This window comes from Streptomyces sp. 35G-GA-8, assembly GCF_023534745.1.
In the GTDB taxonomy this organism is placed as follows: Bacteria; Actinomycetota; Actinomycetes; order Streptomycetales; family Streptomycetaceae; genus Streptomyces.
Genome location: NZ_JAMHJQ010000006.1, coordinates 444,703 through 461,983 on the forward strand (window position 1 = coordinate 444,703; position 17,281 = coordinate 461,983).

A 17,281-nucleotide genomic window follows, 5' to 3' on the forward strand; every position below is an offset into this window, starting at 1 on the left:
CACCGAGGAGGACACGGGCATCGGCCGGCGCGCGGGCGCCCGATGTCCTGGCGCGGCGCCGGGCCGGGTGTCAGTACACGTCGCGGACGTAGCGCCGGTCGGCGGCGAGCTGCTGGACGTACGCCCCGGCCGTCTCCTCGTCCAGCCCGCCATGGGCGGCGGCGATGTCGCGCAGCGCGCGGTCGACATCCTTGGCCATCCGGGAGGCGTCGCCGCAGACATAGAAATGGGCGCCCTCCTGGAGCCAGGCCCAGAGCCTGGCGCCGTGCTCGCGCATACGGTCCTGGACGTAGACCTTGACGCGCTGGTCGCGGGAGAAGGCGGTGTCCAGCCGGGTCAGCGTGCCGTCCCCGCGCAGCGCGTCGAGTTCGTCCCGGTAGTAGAAGTCGGTGGCGCGGCGCTGCTCGCCGAAGAAGAGCCAGTTGGGGGCCCGATGGCCGCGGGCCCGCCGTTCTTCGAGGAAGCCGAGGAAGGGCGCGACGCCGGTGCCGGGACCCACCATCACCATGGGGGTCGCGGGGTCGGCAGGCGGGCGGAAGCGGGCGGCACGTCGCACATACACCGGTACGGCGCCGCCGGACGGGGCGTCGGCCAGGAAGCCGGAGGCGACACCCTTGCGCGCGCGGCCCTGACGGTTCTCGTACCGGACCACGGAGACCGTCAGCCGGATGCGCCCGGGGTCCGTCAACGGGCTGGACGAGATGGAGTAGAGACGCGGCCGAAGGCGTCTGAGGACCGTCGTCCACTCATCCGCGGTGGCCCGGACGGGGTGCTCGGCGAGGACATCGACCGCCTGCCTGCCCCAAGTCCACTGCGCCAGCTCGCCCTTGTTGTCCGGGCGCAGGAGCTTTCTGACGGTACGGTCGCGACCGCGCTCGGCGACGAGGCGGAGCAGAGCGGGGGTGATCGCGGTGATGTCCAGATGGCGGTGCAGGGCGTCGCGCAGCGGCACCGGACCGGCTTCCGGCACCTCCACCGTGACGGTGGGGTCGAGACCGGTGACGTCCAGCCATTCCGCCACCAGACCGGGGCAGTTCAGCGGCCGCACACCGAGGGCGTCCCCGGCCTCATAGGAGAGGAGAGGGGCGGCGCGGTCGTACGCGTCATAGGTGTCGAGGGTGAACTCGCGTACCTCCTTCGCGGAGCCGGGAAGGCTCAGCAGGCGGTTGTCGGTCAGCCGCGCGAGAGCCGGGGACGCCTCGGAGGGGCGGCTGTCGGCGGGAAGGGGACCGGGGGCCGGGGCGGTGGCGCGTACGGCGGGCGCTCCGTCCGGCGCGGTGGCCGGTTCCCCTTCCGCCGGGGCACGCAGAGCGGTGGCCATCTGATCGAGCCACTGACCGGCGGATCGCTCGTACTCCGGCTCGCAGTCGGTGCGCGGGGCCAGCCGGACCGCGCCCAACTCGTCGAACCGCTCGTCGAGTCGTCGGCCGTGGCCGCAGAAATCGGCGTACGAGGAGTCGCCGAGGGCGAGGACGGCGTACCGCACACCGTCCAGCCGCGGTACGCCGGGCCCGCCGAGGGTCTGCCAGAACCGGGCGCCGTTGTCGGGTGCCTCGCCATCACCGAAGGTGCTGGTGACGAGGAGCAGATCGGCGGCGCGCGGCAGCGCCTCGGGCGTGATGTCGTCCATGGCGAGGAGTCTCGGCGCCCGGCCGTCGTCGGTCAGTCGCCGTGCGGCCGACGCGGCGATCTCCTCGGCGTTCCCGGTCTGTGAGGCCCACAGGACGACGATCTCGCGGCCGGGCCCGGAGTGTCCGGGCGTCGTGTCTCCGAGCGTGGCGCCGGTGTCCGCGAGCACGCCGGACGCGGACGCGGACTCCCGGCGCGAGGAGGGCGCCGCGAGCCTGACGAGGGATACCGCGCTCACCTTGAACTCGGGCTGGAACGAGACCGGATCGACCGCGTCGTTGGTGAGGGCGTTGACGCTCAGATCCGCGCCGAACAGATCGTTCCAGTGGAAGGGCGCGAAGCACTCCCCCTGCCGGACCCGGTCGGTCACGACGGCGGGCAGCACCGCCCGGCCCCGCCGGGACGCCACCTCGACCGAGTCGCCCTCCTCGACCCCCAGCACCCGCGCGTCCTGAGGGTGGATCTCCACGAAGGGACCGGGCGCGAGCCGGTTGAGCTTGGCGACCTTCCCGGTCTTGGTGAGCGTGTGCCACTGGTGCTGGAGACGGCCGGTGTTGAGGATGAACGGGAACGCGGCGTCGGGCAGCTCGGCCGCCGGAAGGTACGGGCGCGGGAAGAACACGGCGCGGCCGGTGGCCGTGGGGAAGGCCAGCCGGGGCCTGGTGCCGTCCGCCCGTTCGATCAGCGTCTGGCTGACACCGTCGTTGAGATAGCGGACCGGGTTGCGTTCGGGTCCGGCCGGAGACGCGCTGGGCCACTGCACGGGGGTACGGCGCAGCCGCTCATAGGTCACCCCGCGCAGGTCGTAGCCGGTCCTCGGGTTCCAGGCGCGCGTGATCTCGTCGAAGATCTCCTCGGCACAGCTGTAGCCGAACGCGTCCTCGTAGCCCATCTCGCAGGCGATCCGGGCGATGATCCGCCAGTCCGGCCAGGCCTCGCCCGGCGGGTCGGCCGCTCGCGCGCTGAGCGTCAGCGTGCGCTCCGAGTTGACGAATACGCCCTCCGCCTCCGACCACAGCGCGGCCGGCAGGACGACATCGGCGTGCGCGTTGGTCTCGGTGTGGGTGAAGACGTCCTGGGTGACGACGAGTTCCGCGGCGGCCAGCCCTTCAATGACGGTCGTGCGGTTGGCCACGGACGCGACGGGGTTGGTGCAGATGATCCAGCACGCCTTGATTTCACCGTCCGCCATCCGCCGGAACATCTCCACGGTGCCCTCGGCGGACCGGCCCGCGCCGGACCCGTCCTCGCCCGGCCGTCGCGCGCCCGACACGTCCGCCCGCAGCGCGCCGGGCTCGATGCCCCACAGCTCCTCGACGAAGGTCCGCTCCTCGGCCACGAGAAGCGACCGCTGCCCCGGCAGTCCCGGACCCAGATAGCCCATCTCCCGGCCGCCCATGGCGTTGGGCTGGCCCGTGAGAGAGAACGGGCCGCTGCCGGGGCGGCAGATGGCGCCGGTCGCCAGATGCAGATTGACCAGCGCGTTGGTGTTCCAGGTGCCGTGTGTGCTCTGGTTCAGGCCCATGGTCCAGCAGCTCATCCACTCGCCCGCGCCGCCGATCCACTCGGCGGCCCGGCGCAGGTCCTCCTCCGGGACACCGGTGATCTCCGCGACCGCGGCGGGCGGATAGTCCCGGAGGAACGTGGGTATCGCCTCCCAGCCCTCGGTGTGCTCGGCGATGAACCCCGGGTCGGTGTGGCCGTTGTCGACCAGCAGCCGCAGCAGCCCATTGAGCAGCGCCAGATCCGTCCCCGGTCTGACCGGCAGGAACAGATCGGCCCTTGCCGCGGTGGCGGTGCGGCGCGGGTCGACCACGATCAGCTTCGCGCCCGCCCTGACCCGCTCCATGAGCCGCAGGAAGAGGACCGGGTGGCAGTCGGCCATGTTGGAGCCGATGACGAGGAAGACATCGGCGTGGTCGAAGTCCTGGTAGGAACCAGGTGGTCCGTCCGCGCCGAGCGACAGTTTGTAACCGCTGCCCGCGCTCGCCATGCACAGCCGGGAGTTGGACTCGATCCAACGGGTACGGACGAACCCCTTCGCCAGCTTGTTGGCCAGATACTGGGCCTCCAGGGTCATTTGCCCGGAGACATAGAGGGCCAGGGCGTCCGGGCCGTGTTCGTCGACGATCGCGCGCAGCCGGCGCGCGGTCTCCTTGATCGCCGTATCCATCGCCGACGGCGTGAGTTCGCCGCCGCGCTCCGGCCGTACCAGCGCACTCGTCAGCCGTCCGGGGGCGGCGAGCATCTCGGCGCTGGTCGCGCCCTTGGTGCAGAGCCGGCCCGCGTTGGCGGGGTGCGCGGTGTCACCGGCCGCCCTGACCACGCTCCTGCGGCCGTCGGAGTCCGTCGCGACATCGAGGACGAGCCCGCAGCCGACACCGCAGTACGAGCAGACGGTGCGCACCTTGGCGACGGCGTCGGCCCGCTGATCCGGTGCGGTCACGTGGATGCCCCTTCGTGGTCGGACGGTCGGGCCCTGACGGTACGTAGCCCTCGTTACCCGGATGTCACGCCGGGTGATCGCACCCGGTTACACCCGCCACACACCCGTCGGGACCGGGGCGTGAGGAGCCACGCGTCCGAGGGGGTTCGCGAGAGGTGTCCGCCGGATTCCCCGGTCCGCGACGGAACTTGCGGATCCGCGGTGCGCGAACGGCCGCGACTCGGCCGGCCGTCGCGGTACGTGTTCACGCGCTCCTACGACGGGGCGGCGGACTCCGCTCATCGCACGACCCGAACGGGCGTACGCTCGACGGCTTCCTGGACAGGGTCCGCCGGACGCGAGGGGGCCGTTCGAACCCCGTTCATGGCGGTTGATGACCACGACGACAGGACTGACAATCAGTGACTTGTCAGAACATGTCGCGGTCACGTCGGGAACACAGCGAGTCACCGATCAGGTGGGCCGCCCGGGGTGCCCGACATCGGCGGGGTTCACCCGGATGGACGAGACGGTCCGGCCCCCCGGGTCACGTTCCGTAGTCGTCGCGCGAGCCCCGGAGGTTCTTCGGATCCCGCGCCGTACCCTTCCGGGCAGCCGTCACCGCCTCCTTCCGCGCCCCCGTCCCGGGTTGCGGGGCGGGGGACCACCGGTGAGTGTGGGCCGCAGTTCACAGCGAACACGGATGAAGGAGAGAGAGCGTCGTGGCGACTCTGTGTAAACCCGCGGTCTCGGTTCCCCAGTATGTGATCACCATGGAGGACACACTCGCTCTCGCGCGCTCGCTGCACGCGGACCATCCTCAACTGCCCCTGGCACTGCGGCTCATCCGGAACACCGGAGTGGCCAAACGGCATATCGTCCAGCCGATCGAGGACACGCTCCGGCATCCCGGCTTCGAAGACCGGAACATGCTGTACGAGGCGGAGGCGAAGGCACGCGTGCCCGAAGTGGTCGAGCGCGCCCTCGACCACGCCGAGCTGCGCCCGGCGGACATCGACATGATCGTCTATGTTTCCTGCACCGGCTTCATGATGCCGTCACTGACCGCCTGGCTGATCAACACCATGGGTTTCCCCGGCCACACCAGGCAGCTCCCGATCGCCCAACTCGGCTGCGCCGCGGGCGGCGCGGCCATCAACAGGGCGCACGACTTCTGCCGCTCGTACCCCGGCGCCAACGTACTCATCGTCGCCTGCGAGTTCTGCTCGCTCTGCTACCAGCCGACCGACCTCGGGGTCGGATCACTGCTGTCCAACGGGCTGTTCGGCGACGCGGTCGCCGCCGCCGTCGTACGCGGCGAGGGCGGCACCGGGATCGCGCTGGAGCGCAACGGCTCCCACCTCGTACCCGACACCATCGACTGGATCGCCTACAGCGTCCGGGCCACCGGCTTCCACTTCCTGCTGGACAAGCGGGTGCCCACCACCATGGAGCCGCTGGCGCCCGCCCTGCGGACGATCGCCGACCAGCACGGCTGGGACGCCACCGGGCTCGATTTTTACATCATCCACGCGGGCGGCCCGCGCATCCTGGACGACCTCAGCCACTTCCTCGAAGTGCCGCCGGAGGCATTCCGGTTCAGCCGGGGCACGCTCACCGAGTACGGCAACATCGCCAGCGCCGTCGTCCTCGACGCCGTGCGCCGGCTCTTCGACGAGGGCGGCGTGGCCGACGGCGCGCGCGGTATCGTCGCCGGCTTCGGGCCCGGCATCACCGCGGAGATGGCGCTGGGACGCTGGACGAGCACCGGCGCATCCTTCGACACCGCGATGACCGGGGGCCGGCTCGTGGAAAGACTGGAGCGCGAAAGCGGGCCGTCGCCCGTGAGCGAACCGGTGAGATGACGACGGCGGCTAGGTCGCGTTGCGAAAGTAGCGCCGATCCCACGGGCGCGCGGGCCGGTGTCACCCGAACGGCCCCGCGCCACCGCACCGCCGTACGACCACCACCCCCACCGTCACGGAGCGCCGCATGACCCAGCTGACCCAGGCCGAGGGGCTCATCGTCCCTCCGGGCGGGGGCACCACCATCCTCACCGAGGCGCAGCAGGTGACCTTCAAGGTCACCGGCGAGCACTCCCGGGTCTCCTCCAGCTTCGAGGTCGTCGTGCCGCCCGGCTTCGACGTCGGCGCCCACCGGCACACCCACAGCGAGGAGCTGTTCTACATCCTCGACGGTGAGCTGGACGTGCTGGCCTTCGAACCGCGGGTGCTCAGCGAGGACTGGCGGCACTGGGAGTCCGCGTCGGGGCTGAAGTCGGTACGGGCCACACCGGGTACCGTCATCGTCGTGCCCCCCGGCTGCCCGCACGCGTTCGCCAACCGGGGCGACGGCCCGGCCAAGATGTTCTTCCAGTCGTCCCCGCCCGCCGACCATGAGCGCTACTTCGAGGAACTGCTCGACATCCTCAAGGACGGCGGAACGCCCGATCCCGCCGCCATCGCCGATCTCCGGCTGCGCTACGACATCGAGCAGCTCACCCCGCTGCGCCACGACGCGCAGGGCCGCCCCGGCGGTGACGTGGGCGCCGGTTCCGGGGCCACTCGTATGAGTCACTGACGCTGCGTGAACGCGGCACCTGACTGACCGTAGGGGGATGGACTCCGCATCGGACATCAGGCGCCCACCGCGGCGAACCTCCCGGCGGGCCCGGTCGTCGGTCATCGGCGTCCTGCTCGTCATGGCCGCTCTGACCGCGGGCTGGCCACTGATCGGCCGGGCGCTGAACGACCACGAGCGGCTGCCGGACGGCACGCTGCTGGAGCTGGGGCCCGATGACGACATCGCGGTGCTGCGGGTGACCGGCGCGGGCTGGGCGCTCAGCAAGGCGGAGAGCGATCCGGACTCGATATACGTACTGACCCGCGACGGCGTCGATCTGGTCGCCGGCTATGTCGCCCTCACCGCGCCCCGTGAGGCCGAGGAGCTGTGGGAGGGACTGCGCAAGCTCCAGTCGGTCGGTGACGAGAACGCCAGGCTCGGCGCCCCGCAGCCCGTCGTCAGCGCCGGGGGAGCGCAGGGCGAGACGGGCACACTGACCCGTGGGGGGCGTACGGGCACGGCCACAGTCTGGCTGCCGCCCGACATGTCCTACGCGGTCGAGATCACCGTACTGGCCGGGCCGGACGCGGATCCGCGTGTCTCGGCGGACGCCGCGGCGATGGTCCGGTCCGTCGCCTTCCCCGGGAAGGCGCCATGACGACGTCGGCCGTGGCCTCCGCGTACGCCGGACTGCGCGGCTCCGTCCGGCGGCGGCCGGTGGGCTGGCTGTGCGGTGTCCTGTGCGCTCTCGGTCTCGCGCTGCTCGTCCTCGAATTCGCCCCGGCCATCCGGGTGTTCCCCGGTTCGGCGCTGCTGGCCTTCGTGTTGCTGCTGGTCACGCTGGGGATCGGGGTCGCCGTCCTGAGACGCGTACGCCCCTTCCAGGCGCCGCCGCGCGGCTGGGCGTGGAGCGGGGTCGCCTGGGGGGCCACCGCGGCGACGGGCTGCGCGATCGTGGCCAACGGCGGGCTCCAGGGGATCTGGTTCAAGGCGGCCGGCATCGACTTCGGCTCGCGGTGGGGCGCCGCGCTCACCGCCCCGCTCAACGAGGAACTGCTCAAGGTGTCCGGCGTCGCGCTGATCGCCCTCGGCGCACGGCAGTTGGTGCGCGGCCCGCTCGACGGTTTCTTCCTCGGGGCCTTCACCGGACTGGGCTTCCAGGTCATGGAGAACTGGACCTATGCGATGAACTCCATCCTCAGCGGTGGGGGAGTGAACGCGGACAACGACGTCCTCCAGTCCTTCGTCACCCGGGTCGGGCTGACGGGTCTCGGCTCGCACTGGGCGATGACCGCCGTCTCGGGGACGGGCGTCGGCGTCCTGCTCGCCCACACGGAGCGGCCGGTGCGCCGACGGCTCCTGCCGGCGGCACTCTGTCTGCTCACCGCCATGGCGATGCACTGGTTCTTCGACTCCCCCCTGCTCGGCTCCACCGCGGGCCTCGCCGTCAAGGTGGCCGTCAACTTCCTTGTCGCCGTGGGGTTCTATGTCGTCCTGCGGCGCCGCGCGCGGCGCCGGGCCCGCGCCTTCCTGCTCTCGCCGGAGTCCCCGTTCTCCATCGAACTGCTCACGCGCCACTCGCGCAGGCGAGCCCTGCGCCGGCTGCCCCTGGCCCGCCGCCCGGTCGCGGGCCTGCGGGCCGCCCGTCACCTCGCGGTGGTCGAGGAGTACGCGGCCGGAACGGACGGACCGCCCTGTTCGGCGGATACCCCCGACACTGAGCGACGGGGAAGCCGGTGACAGCCGGAAGACGCGCGGCGATCCTGGCAGCCGCGGCCTCCGTCTTCGAGCGGTGCGGCTACGACGCCGCGACGGTCTCGGAGATCATGGCACGCTCCGGGACGACCAAGGGCGCCCTCCACTCCCACTTCTCGTCCAAGGAGGAGCTGGCGCGGGGCGTGCTGCGCGAGGTGACCGGGGATCTCGCCGTGGAACCGGCGGACTCCCCTGTCCAGGAGCTGATCGACATGACGATGGCCGTCGCGTACCGCTCGCTGCACGACCCGATCGTCAGGGCCGGTCTCCGGCTTGCCCTGGAGCCGGGGTCGATCGACTTCTCCGAGGCCAGCCCCTTCCCGGTGTGGGCGGGGCTGAGCGAGGACCTGCTGCTGCGGGCGGGTGAGCGGGGCGAGCTGCTGCCGTATGCCGTGCCCCGGGAGACGGCCGAACTGGTGGTCAGCGCCTGGGCGGGGATCCAGCTCTACGCCCGCGCCGTGACGGGCCGCCGTGATGTGGAGCGCCGGATGTCGGTGATGTGGGCGCATCTGCTGCCCAGCGTGGTGATGCCGCGCCTGCTGCTCGAACTGGACGTGGCACCCGACCGGGGCGCGCGCGTCGAGGCCGTCCGCGCTCTTCGGTCGTCAAGCGGCTCCTGAGCCGTACGGGAGCGCGCGCCGCGCGCACCCGCCGAGCGGGGCCCGGAATTTCCCCATGGTTCGCACGGCGTTGCTCCACCGCGCTTTTCGGCGGTTGTCGCGTACCCCAATTCCTCCGCCATGCCCGGTAAATGGAGGCGTGGGAGATGTGCTCGACGGTTACTCAAGAATTCAAGAAGTGAGGCCCGCACGGGACTAACATGCCTGGCGTCGAAGAGTCATTCGGCGGGGATTCGACGAGGTGTGGAGGAAAAACGTGGAGATTCAGGTTCTGGGGTCGCTGCGAACCAGGAAAGACCGATGAAGGCCCCGAGAAATCCGGTGGCCCTGATCACAGGCGCGACACGGGGAATCGGGCTCGGGGTGGCACGGGAGCTCGGTGGCCGGGGTCACCGGGTCTTCATCTGCGCGCGCACGGCGCAGGAGGTCAAGCAGACGGTCGAGGATCTACGCGCGGAGGGGATGGAGGCCGAGGGCGCGGTCGCCGACGTCCGGGACCGCGCGTCGGTGTCCGCGCTGGTGGCAACCGTCATCGAGCAGTTCGGCCCGCTGAACATCCTGGTCAACAACGCGGGCCGGGGCGGCGGCGGCCCCACCGCGGAGATAACCGACGAGCTCTGGTACGACGTGATGGACACCAACCTCAACGGAGTGTTCCTGCTGACCCGCGAGGCCCTGGCCAACGGCGGCCTGCTGGAGTCGGGTTACGGACGCATCATCAACATCGCCTCGACCGCCGGGAAGCAGGGCGTCCTGATGGGAGCCCCCTACTCCGCCTCCAAGCACGGCGTCGTCGGCTTCACCAGGTCCCTCGGCAAGGAGCTGGCGCCCCTCGGCATCACCGTGAACGCGGTCTGCCCGGGGTACGTGGAGACCCCGACCGCCGAGCGGGTCCGCCAGGGATACGCCGCGGCCTGGGGCACCACCGAGGACTTCGTCCAGGAGCAGTTCGAGGCGAAGATCCCGCTCGGCCGCTACTCCACCCCGGAGGAGGTGGCGGGTCTGGTCGGCTATCTCACGACCCCCAGCGCCGCCTCGATCACCGCGCAGGCGATCAACGTCTGCGGCGGCATGGGCTACTCCTGAGCCGCTTCCGCGACGCGACCGTAGACGTACGCGTATGGAACTGAGCTTCGTGGCTATGTTCCGTCTCACCGGAGTGGACTTGACTGTACTCATGACACAGACCACGCAGAACGCCCAGTCGGAGACGAAGACGACGCTCGTCATCGGTGGCACAGGCAAGACCGGACGGAAGGTCGCGGAGCGACTCGCCGGCAAGGGCCTTCCGGTACGCATCGGTTCGCGCACCGCCGACCGTCCCTTCGTATGGGAGGACCGGGCCACCTGGGAGGGCGCGCTGGAGGGCATCTCGGCCGTATACATCACCTACTACCCCGACCTCGGTTTCCCCGGGGCCGCCGAGGTCGTCGGCGAGTTCTCCGCGTTCGCCGTCGCCCACGGCGCCCGCCGTCTGGTGCTGCTCTCCGGCCGCGGCGAGGAGGGCGCCCAGGTCGCCGAGGAGAAGATGAAGGAGTCCGGCGCCGACTGGACCGTGGTCCGGGCCAGCTGGTTCAACCAGAACTTCAACGAGAGCTTCTTCCTCGACCCCGTACTCGCCGGGGAGCTGGCGCTGCCGACCGGTGACGCCGTCGAGCCCTTCGTGGACACCGACGACATCGCCGATGTGGCCGTCGCCGCGCTGACCGGGGACCAGCACATCGGCAAGACCTATGAACTGTCCGGCCCCCGGCTGCTCAGCTTCCAGGACGTCGCCGCCGAGCTGTCCAAGGCCACCGGCCGAGACATCAGCTATATCCCGGTCTCGATCGACGACTACCGCGCCGCGCTCGCGGAGCACGGGCAGCCGGTCGAGTTCGCCGACCTGTTCGGGCTGATCCTCGACGGCCGCAACGCGTTCCTGGTGCACGGAGTGGAGGAAGCCCTCGGCCGCAAGCCCCGCGACTTCTCCGACTTCGCCCGAGAGGCCGCCGCCAGCGGCGTCTGGAACGTCTGATCACGCACGGCGAACGGCCGGGCGCCACCGGTACGCGGACGACCCCGCGCCGGTGGCGCCCGACGCACCATCGGCGAGGAGGCCGCCATGAGTATCCCCATGTCCAGCGAGTACGGACTCGCGTCCCTGCCCGGTCACTTCCATGGATTCGCGCTGATGCACATCGCGATGCGCCGGGACGCCCGCCGGCTGCTCGCCGCCGCGCCCGTCCTGACTCCGGCCGGGCTCGGCGCCGCCGCCGCGTGGTGGCGGCAGTTGCGCGACATCATCGACTGGCACCACCACAGCGAGGACGAGGTGCTCTGGCCGGGACTGCTCAGCAGGGCACCGCAGTTCACCGCCGAGGCGCGGCGGCTCGGTGACGACCACGCCGTGCTCGACCGCGCCATGGAAGCGGTCACGGCCGCACTGCGGCCCGGCGCGAACCCCGCCGCCGTCGCCCCCGCGGCCACCCGCTTCGAGTCCGTGCTCCGCGATCATCTGCGGGACGAGGAGACCGTCTCGTTCCCCGTCTTCGCCCGGCTCTCCCCGGACGAATACCTCGCCGTCGAGCGGAAGGTGATCGCCAGTGCCCCGTTCACCGTCATCACCCGCCTCCAGCCCTGGATGTTCGACGGCGCGGACAAGCGGTCGGTGGCGCACGTCGCCGCCACCATCCCGCCGCCCGTGCGGCTGATCGGCAATACGGTGCTGCGCCGACGGTACGAACGGACCCTCACCGGCGTGACCCGCCCCCGCTGACCCGCCCGCCCTGTGACCGCCCGACCGGATGAGGAAGCCCCGATGCAGACCGCTCAAGCAGTCGCCGGCCCCGTGCTCGCCGCCGCCACCATCGGCACCGGGCTGATGGCGGGGCTCTACCTCGCCTTCGACGTCTCGGTCATGCCGGGACTCGCCGCCGCCGACGACCGTACGTTCGTCACCGTGATGGGCAACATCAACCGGATCATCGACAACAGCGCCCTGTTCGGCCTGCTGTTCGTCGGGGTGTTCCTCGCCACGGGCGTCGCCGCCGTACTCCAACGGCGCCTGGGCAGGCCGGACGCCGCACGCTGGACCCGGACCGCCTTCGCCCTCTACGCCCTGTCGGTCGCGATCACCGCCTGCGTCAACGTTCCGCTGAACAGGATGCTGGCCCGCGCCGTATCAGTGGGCAGCACCACCGACGTGGGCGTGGTACGCGGCCGCTTCGAACGACCGTGGACCTCGGCCAACGTCGTCAGGACCCTGGCCTGCACGGCGGCCCTCGGCGCCCTCGGCCGCGCCCTGGTCCTGCACGGCAGGGGAGCGGCCCGGCCGCTCTGACGTCTCCTGCCCCCCCCAGTACCGCGTCCGCCCTCTCAACTCGTTCCCCCGCGGGGAGGGCGGGCGCCCCCACCCTGACACGAATCAGGTGATGACATGGACACACTGACCGGTCTGCTCGAAGGTCCCAAGGCCCGCGGCGCGTTCCTGCTCAAGTCGGTCTTCAGCCCACCGTGGTCCCTGCGGGTCGAGGACCGGGCGCCCATCTCCGTCGTCACGATGGTCCGCGGCGACGCCTGGGTACTCCCCGACAACGGCCGACCGGTCCGGCTCTGCCCCGGAGACGTCGCCGTGATGCGCGGACCCGACGCGTACACCATCGCGGACCGGCCCGACACCCCCGTCCAGATCGTCGTGGGCCCCGAACAACGCTGCAACACCACCGAGGGCGAGGACGTCACCGACACGATGGCCCTGGGCGTACGGACCTGGGGCGACGACAGCCGGGCCGGCTCCTCGGTCATGCTCAGCGGTACGTACCAGGCCCCCAGCGAGATCGGCCGCCGACTGCTGGCGGCGCTCCCCGTACTGCTCGTGCGCCCGGCGGAAGCGGGTGACAACCCGCTGGTACGCATCCTCGCGGACGAGATCGGCAAGGACGAGATCGGCCAGGAGCTGGTCCTCGACCGGCTGCTCGACCTGCTCCTCGTCAGCGTCCTGCGCACCTGGCTCGCGATCCCCGAGTCCGGCGCGCCCGCCTGGTACCGCGCCCAGAGCGACCCGGTGGTCGGCCCCGCCCTGCGACTGCTGCACGAACAGCCGGGCAAGGCGTGGACGGTGGCCTCGCTCGCGGACAACGTCGGCGTCTCCCGCGCGGGTCTGGCCCGGCACTTCACGACACTCGTCGGCGAGCCGCCGATGGCGTACCTCACGGAGTGGCGGCTCACCCTCGCGGCGGACCTGCTGCGCGAGCCGGACGCGACGGTGGCGACGGTGGCGCGGCGGGTGGGGTACAGCGGGGCGTTCGCGCTGAGCGCGGCGTTCAAGCGGGTGCGGGGGCTGAGTCCGCAGGAGTTCCGGAAGGGCGGGCGGGGGGAGGCGGTGGAGCGTCAGGGGGCGGTGAGGCAGACGGTGGTCCTGGACCGTTAGGACCGGGCGCGTCCCGCCGTCCGGCGGGGTTGCGGGTCGCGGTCTCGTCGTCGTCGGCCGGGGGCCGGGGTCTCCGGAGGTACATGTCCGGACGGCATGATTTACGGCGCGGTTCTGGCCTGTCGTTGGTTCGGGCGGTCGCGCGCCACAAATCACGCTTTAGTGTCCGGACACGCACCTCCTACGACCCCGACCCCCTCCCCCCGGTGGGCACACCCGGCCACGCACCCGCACCCCGCCGGAGGCGCACCGCACCCCGGCGACAACCCGCACCCGGAAACCGGCCCCTGCCGAAACGCATCCCCGACACCCACCATGGTCAGGACGAGATCCGCTCGCCGCAGCCACCGTCCCTCGAACCCCAAAGCCCTCGCCGGCCGCAGCGTTGCCGTGAACGTGCCCGTCGGGGCGAGGCGGACCTCCGCATCCCTGAAGCCGAGCCACAGCCCCGTGGCCGGATACCACGCCTTGTAGACCGACTCCTTCGCGGAGAACAGCAGGCGGTCCCAGCACACCCCGGGCGCCTCCGCGCCCAGCCGTTCCAGCGCCGCGCGTTCCGTGGGGGAGGAGATCAGGCCCAGTACCCCGCGCGGCAGCGGCCCCGCCGGCTCCGCGTCGATGCCCAGCGCGGACACGTCGGTCGCTCTGGCCGCCACCGCCGCCCGGTAGCCGTCGCAGTGGGTGATGCTGCCGACCACCCCGTCCGGCCACTGCGGCGCCCCGCCCGCGCCGGGCAGGATGGGCGCGGGCGGCAGGCCCAGTTCGGCCAGGGCGCGGCGCGCGCAGGCGCGGGCCGTGGCGAACTGCGCGCGCCTGCGCTGCCGTCGGCCCGCCATCAGCGCCGCCTCCTCGGGGAACAGCGGCGCGGGCGCCAGATCGTCGAACGCTTCGGCCGATCTGACGCCCGGGGGCAGAATCTCCTCGATCACGGTCTCAGCGAGGGCGGTCGATGAGGCCCGACACCGCGCGTACGATCTCCGCCGGCCGCTCCAGCGGCAGCATATGACCGGCGCCGGGAAGGCGTTCGAACCGCGCGTCGGGCAGCGCCTTGGCGAGCGCGTCGCCGAGCTCCGGCTTGACGACCCGGTCGTGCTCGCCCGCGAGTACCACGGCGGGCACCTCGACGGTGGCCAGGGCCGCGCGCAGATCCATGCCGCGGGACGAGGCGAAGCAGTCGGCGCGTACCCGCGGGGAAGCCGCCGCGAACATCTGGCGGTTGACTTCGAGGGCGTACGGGTCGACCCCCTTGCCCATCGTCTGGGCCAGCAGCCGTCGGCCGAGGGCCGGCCGTCGCAGGGCACGGGAGAACAGCGCGCTGCCCATCATGCGCACCTCGCTGTCGGGGGTGTCCTGGTCATGCGCGGCGGTGCCCAGCAGGACGAGGCCGCGCAGCCGGCGCGCGGCGGCCGGGTCGGCGGTGACGTACGACAGGGCCGCGAAGCCGCCGCCGGAGTGTCCGACCAGGAGCGCTTCGCGCGCACCGGTCTCGCCCAGCACCGCCGACAGGTCCGCGCCGAACCGGCGGATGGCGATCGGCTCCTTGCCCAGGCCCGACGCGCCGTGCCCGCGCTGGTCGTACAGCACCACCCGGTGGCCGGAGCGGATCAGCCGGTCGGCGACCGTACCCCAGACCCGGCGGCCCGCGGCCCAGCCGTGCGAGAGGACGACGGTCGTGCCGGTCGGTGCCCGCAGCGGGGCGAGGACGGTGACGGCGAGCGCGGCGCCGTCATCGGTACGTACCGTCGTCTCCTCGGTGCGGGAGAGCGACACCGTGGGGTTCACCGCGTCCTCCCGGCCAGCGGTCGGGTCAGCAGCGCGTTGAGCGCGACGAAGGCCGCCAGCGTCGCCTTCGAGTGCTCGGCGCCGATGTCGGCGACCTTGGACAGGAGCTTCAGCTTGCCGTGCGGGCGCCCCTGGAAGTGCATGGTGACGCGAGTGCGGTGGCCGTCGTCCAGCGGCTCCAGGCGGAAGCCGGCCGGGCCGCGGAAGACTCCGTCGACATACTCGACGGTCAGCCGGCGGCCCGGCACGACGGCCACCGTACGGGCGGTGAAGCGGAGCTTGAGCCCGCCCTTGTCGACGCCCTTGGTGTGGACCGTCACGCCGACCTCGCCGCCCACCACGTCGGGCGCGCCGGAGACGGTCGCGAAGGTGTTGGCGGGCACCCACCAGCGGGCGGCGCCGCGGAACTCGGCGATGAGCGCGTCCCAGACGACGTCCGCGGGGGCGTCGACCACCGCCTCGTCGATGATGTCGTAGCCGTTCATGCCAGTCTCCCTGTGTGGGGCGGCGGATGGGAAGGCCGGGAAGCGGGGCCCGGGGAAGGGCCCCGCTCCGGTGCGGCCGGGCCGGATCAGGCGAAGAAGCCCTGACCGGGCGTGAGGATGCCGGCCGGGTCGTAACGCCGCTTGGCGTTGCAGAGGTCGGAGTAGCGGTTGCCGAAGTGCTTCTTCCAGTCCGCGGGGGTCATCCGCGGGATGGCACCGACCAGATAGCGCTTGGCGCCCAGCGCCACGGCCTTGTCGTACAGCCGCCGGTTCTGCTCCAGCATCCCCGCGATGTCCGGCTCACCGGGGTGCGGGAAGCGCAGCAGGTCGAAGAGGTAGCCCACCGAGTCGTTCGGCTGCACCGCCATCGGACGCTTGACCTTCGACGTGCGGTACGGGTACGTCAGCACGAAGCCGATGCCCAGGTCGTTCGCGGTCAGGTCGGCCTCGGCGATCTGGAGGAACTGCTTCACCTTGGAGGCCGGCAGGAACAGGCTCAGCCAGGGCTTGGGCTGGTCCCAGTAGTCCGCCTCCTTGTAGTACTCGACATAGGCGTCGAACCGGTAGACGTAGTCGAGGAACGCCATGTCGTCGATGACGGCCTCGGCGCGGACGTCCCGCAGCCCCGCGATCAGCGGCTCCCGGGCGGGAGCGGTGCCGGTGTAGGTCGCACCCAGCTCCATCTTGTAACGCCAGCCCGAGTCGTCGGGCCTGCGCTGGAGCTCACCGGCCTGGACCTCGAACCGGCCCTCCGCCAGGACCTTCTCCGCGTCCGCGAGGTAGGTCGCCACGTCGTTGTAGACGAGGTTGAAGACGACCACCCGTTCCTTGGGCGGGACGATCTTCACCGTGGCGCGGACGATGATGCCCACCTGGCCGCCGCCGGCCAGCGCGGCGTTGAACAGGTCGGGGCGGACCGAGGGGGAGGCGGTGAGAAGCTGCCCGGTGCCCGTGACGATGTCGATCGACTCGATGGTGTCGACCGCCAGGCCGTACTTGCCGACCGTGCCGCCGATGCCGCCGACGCTGATCGTGCCGCCGATCGACAGATGCATGTAGTCGGGCATGGCCGGCGGCATCTTGCCCTTGGCCAGGGCCGCTTCGGTGAGCTGGTGCCAGGTGACACCCGCCTCGACCACCGCGGTGTTCGCGCCGACGCTGACGACCTTCGACAGACCGCGCGAGTCGATCGAGATACCGCCCGGGACCGCCGCCTGGCCGTAGTTGGAGTGCGACTCGAGATCGTCGCCGGTGCCGCTGCGTCCGTTCGCGGCGATCTTCAGGTTGTTGGCCCGCGCGAAGTTGACCATCTTGACGATGTCGTTGACCGAGCCGGGCACCAGCACGGCCCACGGGGTGATGTCCGACACCAGATTGCCGAAGTCCTTGCTGAACTGCACGAGGTCGGCCGCCGAGGTCCTGAGCGTGCCGTCCAGCGCCGGTACGGGCGACACGCTGCCGCTGCCGCCGTGGCCGCGGCCCGCCTCGGCCGCGGTGGCCCATGTCTGCGTGGCGACGTTCCAGCCCACGACGGTCGCGGCGGTGGCGGCCATGCCGCCCAGGACTCTGCGCCGGGAAGGGGTGTTGGTGCTCATCTGGTCCGTTCTCCCGT

Annotated in this window: 15 protein-coding genes; 10 read left to right on the forward strand and 5 right to left on the reverse strand. The window is 71.6% G+C overall.

Annotated features, from left to right (window positions below):
* Positions 1–70 precede the first annotated feature (70 nt).
* Positions 71–4,036 (reverse strand): bifunctional nitrate reductase/sulfite reductase flavoprotein subunit alpha, encoded by a 3,966-nt coding sequence (locus tag M1203_RS16135; RefSeq protein WP_249950525.1) that lies wholly within the window; start codon positions 4,034–4,036, stop codon positions 71–73.
* A 740-nt stretch (positions 4,037–4,776) separates the two neighbouring features.
* On the opposite strand from M1203_RS16135, the gene M1203_RS16140 reads away from it, so the two are divergent.
* The 10 genes from M1203_RS16140 (at position 4,777) to M1203_RS16185 (ending at position 13,402) form a co-directional block, all read left to right on the forward strand.
* Complete coding sequence (locus M1203_RS16140) at positions 4,777–5,919, forward strand: type III polyketide synthase (RefSeq protein ID WP_249950385.1); 1,143 nt, start codon at positions 4,777–4,779, stop codon at positions 5,917–5,919.
* A 127-nt stretch (positions 5,920–6,046) separates the two neighbouring features.
* Complete coding sequence (locus tag M1203_RS16145; RefSeq protein WP_249950386.1) at positions 6,047–6,634, forward strand: cupin domain-containing protein; 588 nt, start codon at positions 6,047–6,049, stop codon at positions 6,632–6,634.
* A 37-nt stretch (positions 6,635–6,671) separates the two neighbouring features.
* Positions 6,672–7,274, forward strand: coding sequence for a hypothetical protein (locus M1203_RS16150; protein ID WP_249950387.1), 603 nt, complete (start codon positions 6,672–6,674; stop codon positions 7,272–7,274).
* Complete coding sequence (locus tag M1203_RS16155; RefSeq protein WP_249950388.1) at positions 7,271–8,356, forward strand: PrsW family intramembrane metalloprotease; 1,086 nt, start codon at positions 7,271–7,273, stop codon at positions 8,354–8,356. The genes M1203_RS16150 and M1203_RS16155 overlap by 4 nt, the downstream gene beginning before the upstream one ends.
* Positions 8,353–8,991 (forward strand): ScbR family autoregulator-binding transcription factor, encoded by a 639-nt coding sequence (locus M1203_RS16160; protein WP_249950389.1) that lies wholly within the window; start codon positions 8,353–8,355, stop codon positions 8,989–8,991. Before M1203_RS16155 ends, M1203_RS16160 begins: the two co-directional genes overlap by 4 nt.
* Positions 8,992–9,291: 300 nt before the next feature.
* Positions 9,292–10,077 carry a 3-oxoacyl-ACP reductase FabG gene (gene fabG, locus M1203_RS16165; protein ID WP_249950390.1) on the forward strand — a complete coding sequence of 262 codons (786 nt, stop codon included), beginning with the start codon at positions 9,292–9,294 and terminating at the stop codon, positions 10,075–10,077.
* Between the two features lie 91 nt (positions 10,078–10,168).
* Complete coding sequence (locus tag M1203_RS16170) at positions 10,169–11,008, forward strand: NAD(P)H-binding protein (protein ID WP_249950391.1); 840 nt, start codon at positions 10,169–10,171, stop codon at positions 11,006–11,008.
* 87 nt (positions 11,009–11,095) lie between these two features.
* Positions 11,096–11,749 (forward strand): hemerythrin domain-containing protein, encoded by a 654-nt coding sequence (locus M1203_RS16175; RefSeq protein WP_249950392.1) that lies wholly within the window; start codon positions 11,096–11,098, stop codon positions 11,747–11,749.
* Between the two features lie 42 nt (positions 11,750–11,791).
* The gene (locus tag M1203_RS16180) at positions 11,792–12,313 is read left to right on the forward strand and encodes a DUF1772 domain-containing protein (protein ID WP_249950393.1); all 522 of its coding nucleotides are present in this window, start codon (positions 11,792–11,794) and stop codon (positions 12,311–12,313) included.
* Between the two features lie 96 nt (positions 12,314–12,409).
* On the forward strand, positions 12,410–13,402 hold the full coding sequence (locus M1203_RS16185) for an AraC family transcriptional regulator (protein ID WP_249950394.1): 993 nt from the start codon (positions 12,410–12,412) through the stop codon (positions 13,400–13,402).
* A 152-nt stretch (positions 13,403–13,554) separates the two neighbouring features.
* On the opposite strand, the gene M1203_RS16190 is transcribed toward M1203_RS16185, so the two are convergent.
* The 4 genes from M1203_RS16190 to M1203_RS16205 all read right to left on the reverse strand — a co-directional run bounded on the left by M1203_RS16190 (position 13,555) and on the right by M1203_RS16205 (position 17,264).
* Complete coding sequence (locus M1203_RS16190) at positions 13,555–14,331, reverse strand: 4'-phosphopantetheinyl transferase superfamily protein (RefSeq protein ID WP_249950395.1); 777 nt, start codon at positions 14,329–14,331, stop codon at positions 13,555–13,557.
* A 4-nt stretch (positions 14,332–14,335) separates the two neighbouring features.
* Positions 14,336–15,184: an alpha/beta fold hydrolase gene (locus tag M1203_RS16195; RefSeq protein WP_249950396.1), complete on the reverse strand. Its 849-nt coding sequence runs from the start codon at positions 15,182–15,184 to the stop codon at positions 14,336–14,338.
* Entirely contained in the window at positions 15,181–15,669 is a 489-nt protein-coding gene (locus M1203_RS16200) for an SRPBCC family protein (RefSeq protein WP_249950397.1), read from the reverse strand. Before M1203_RS16200 ends, M1203_RS16195 begins: the two co-directional genes overlap by 4 nt.
* A gap of 86 nt (positions 15,670–15,755) precedes the next feature.
* Entirely contained in the window at positions 15,756–17,264 is a 1,509-nt protein-coding gene (locus M1203_RS16205; RefSeq protein ID WP_249950398.1) for an FAD-binding protein, read from the reverse strand.
* Positions 17,265–17,281: the final 17 nt, after the last annotated feature.

Excerpts from the sequence above, each read along its gene's own strand:
- M1203_RS16200 (WP_249950397.1), bottom strand. The coding sequence starts at position 15,669 with ATGAACGGCTACGACATCATCGACGAGGCGGTGGTCGACGCCCCCGCG.
- M1203_RS16155 (WP_249950388.1), top strand. The coding sequence starts at position 7,271 with ATGACGACGTCGGCCGTGGCCTCCGCGTACGCCGGACTGCGCGGCTCC.
- M1203_RS16185 (WP_249950394.1), top strand. The coding sequence starts at position 12,410 with ATGGACACACTGACCGGTCTGCTCGAAGGTCCCAAGGCCCGCGGCGCG.
- M1203_RS16180 (WP_249950393.1), top strand. The coding sequence starts at position 11,792 with ATGCAGACCGCTCAAGCAGTCGCCGGCCCCGTGCTCGCCGCCGCCACC.
- M1203_RS16145 (WP_249950386.1), top strand. The coding sequence starts at position 6,047 with ATGACCCAGCTGACCCAGGCCGAGGGGCTCATCGTCCCTCCGGGCGGG.
- fabG (WP_249950390.1), top strand. The coding sequence starts at position 9,292 with ATGAAGGCCCCGAGAAATCCGGTGGCCCTGATCACAGGCGCGACACGG.
- M1203_RS16170 (WP_249950391.1), top strand. The coding sequence starts at position 10,169 with ATGACACAGACCACGCAGAACGCCCAGTCGGAGACGAAGACGACGCTC.
- M1203_RS16205 (WP_249950398.1), bottom strand. The coding sequence starts at position 17,264 with ATGAGCACCAACACCCCTTCCCGGCGCAGAGTCCTGGGCGGCATGGCC.
- M1203_RS16175 (WP_249950392.1), top strand. The coding sequence starts at position 11,096 with ATGAGTATCCCCATGTCCAGCGAGTACGGACTCGCGTCCCTGCCCGGT.
- M1203_RS16150 (WP_249950387.1), top strand. The coding sequence starts at position 6,672 with ATGGACTCCGCATCGGACATCAGGCGCCCACCGCGGCGAACCTCCCGG.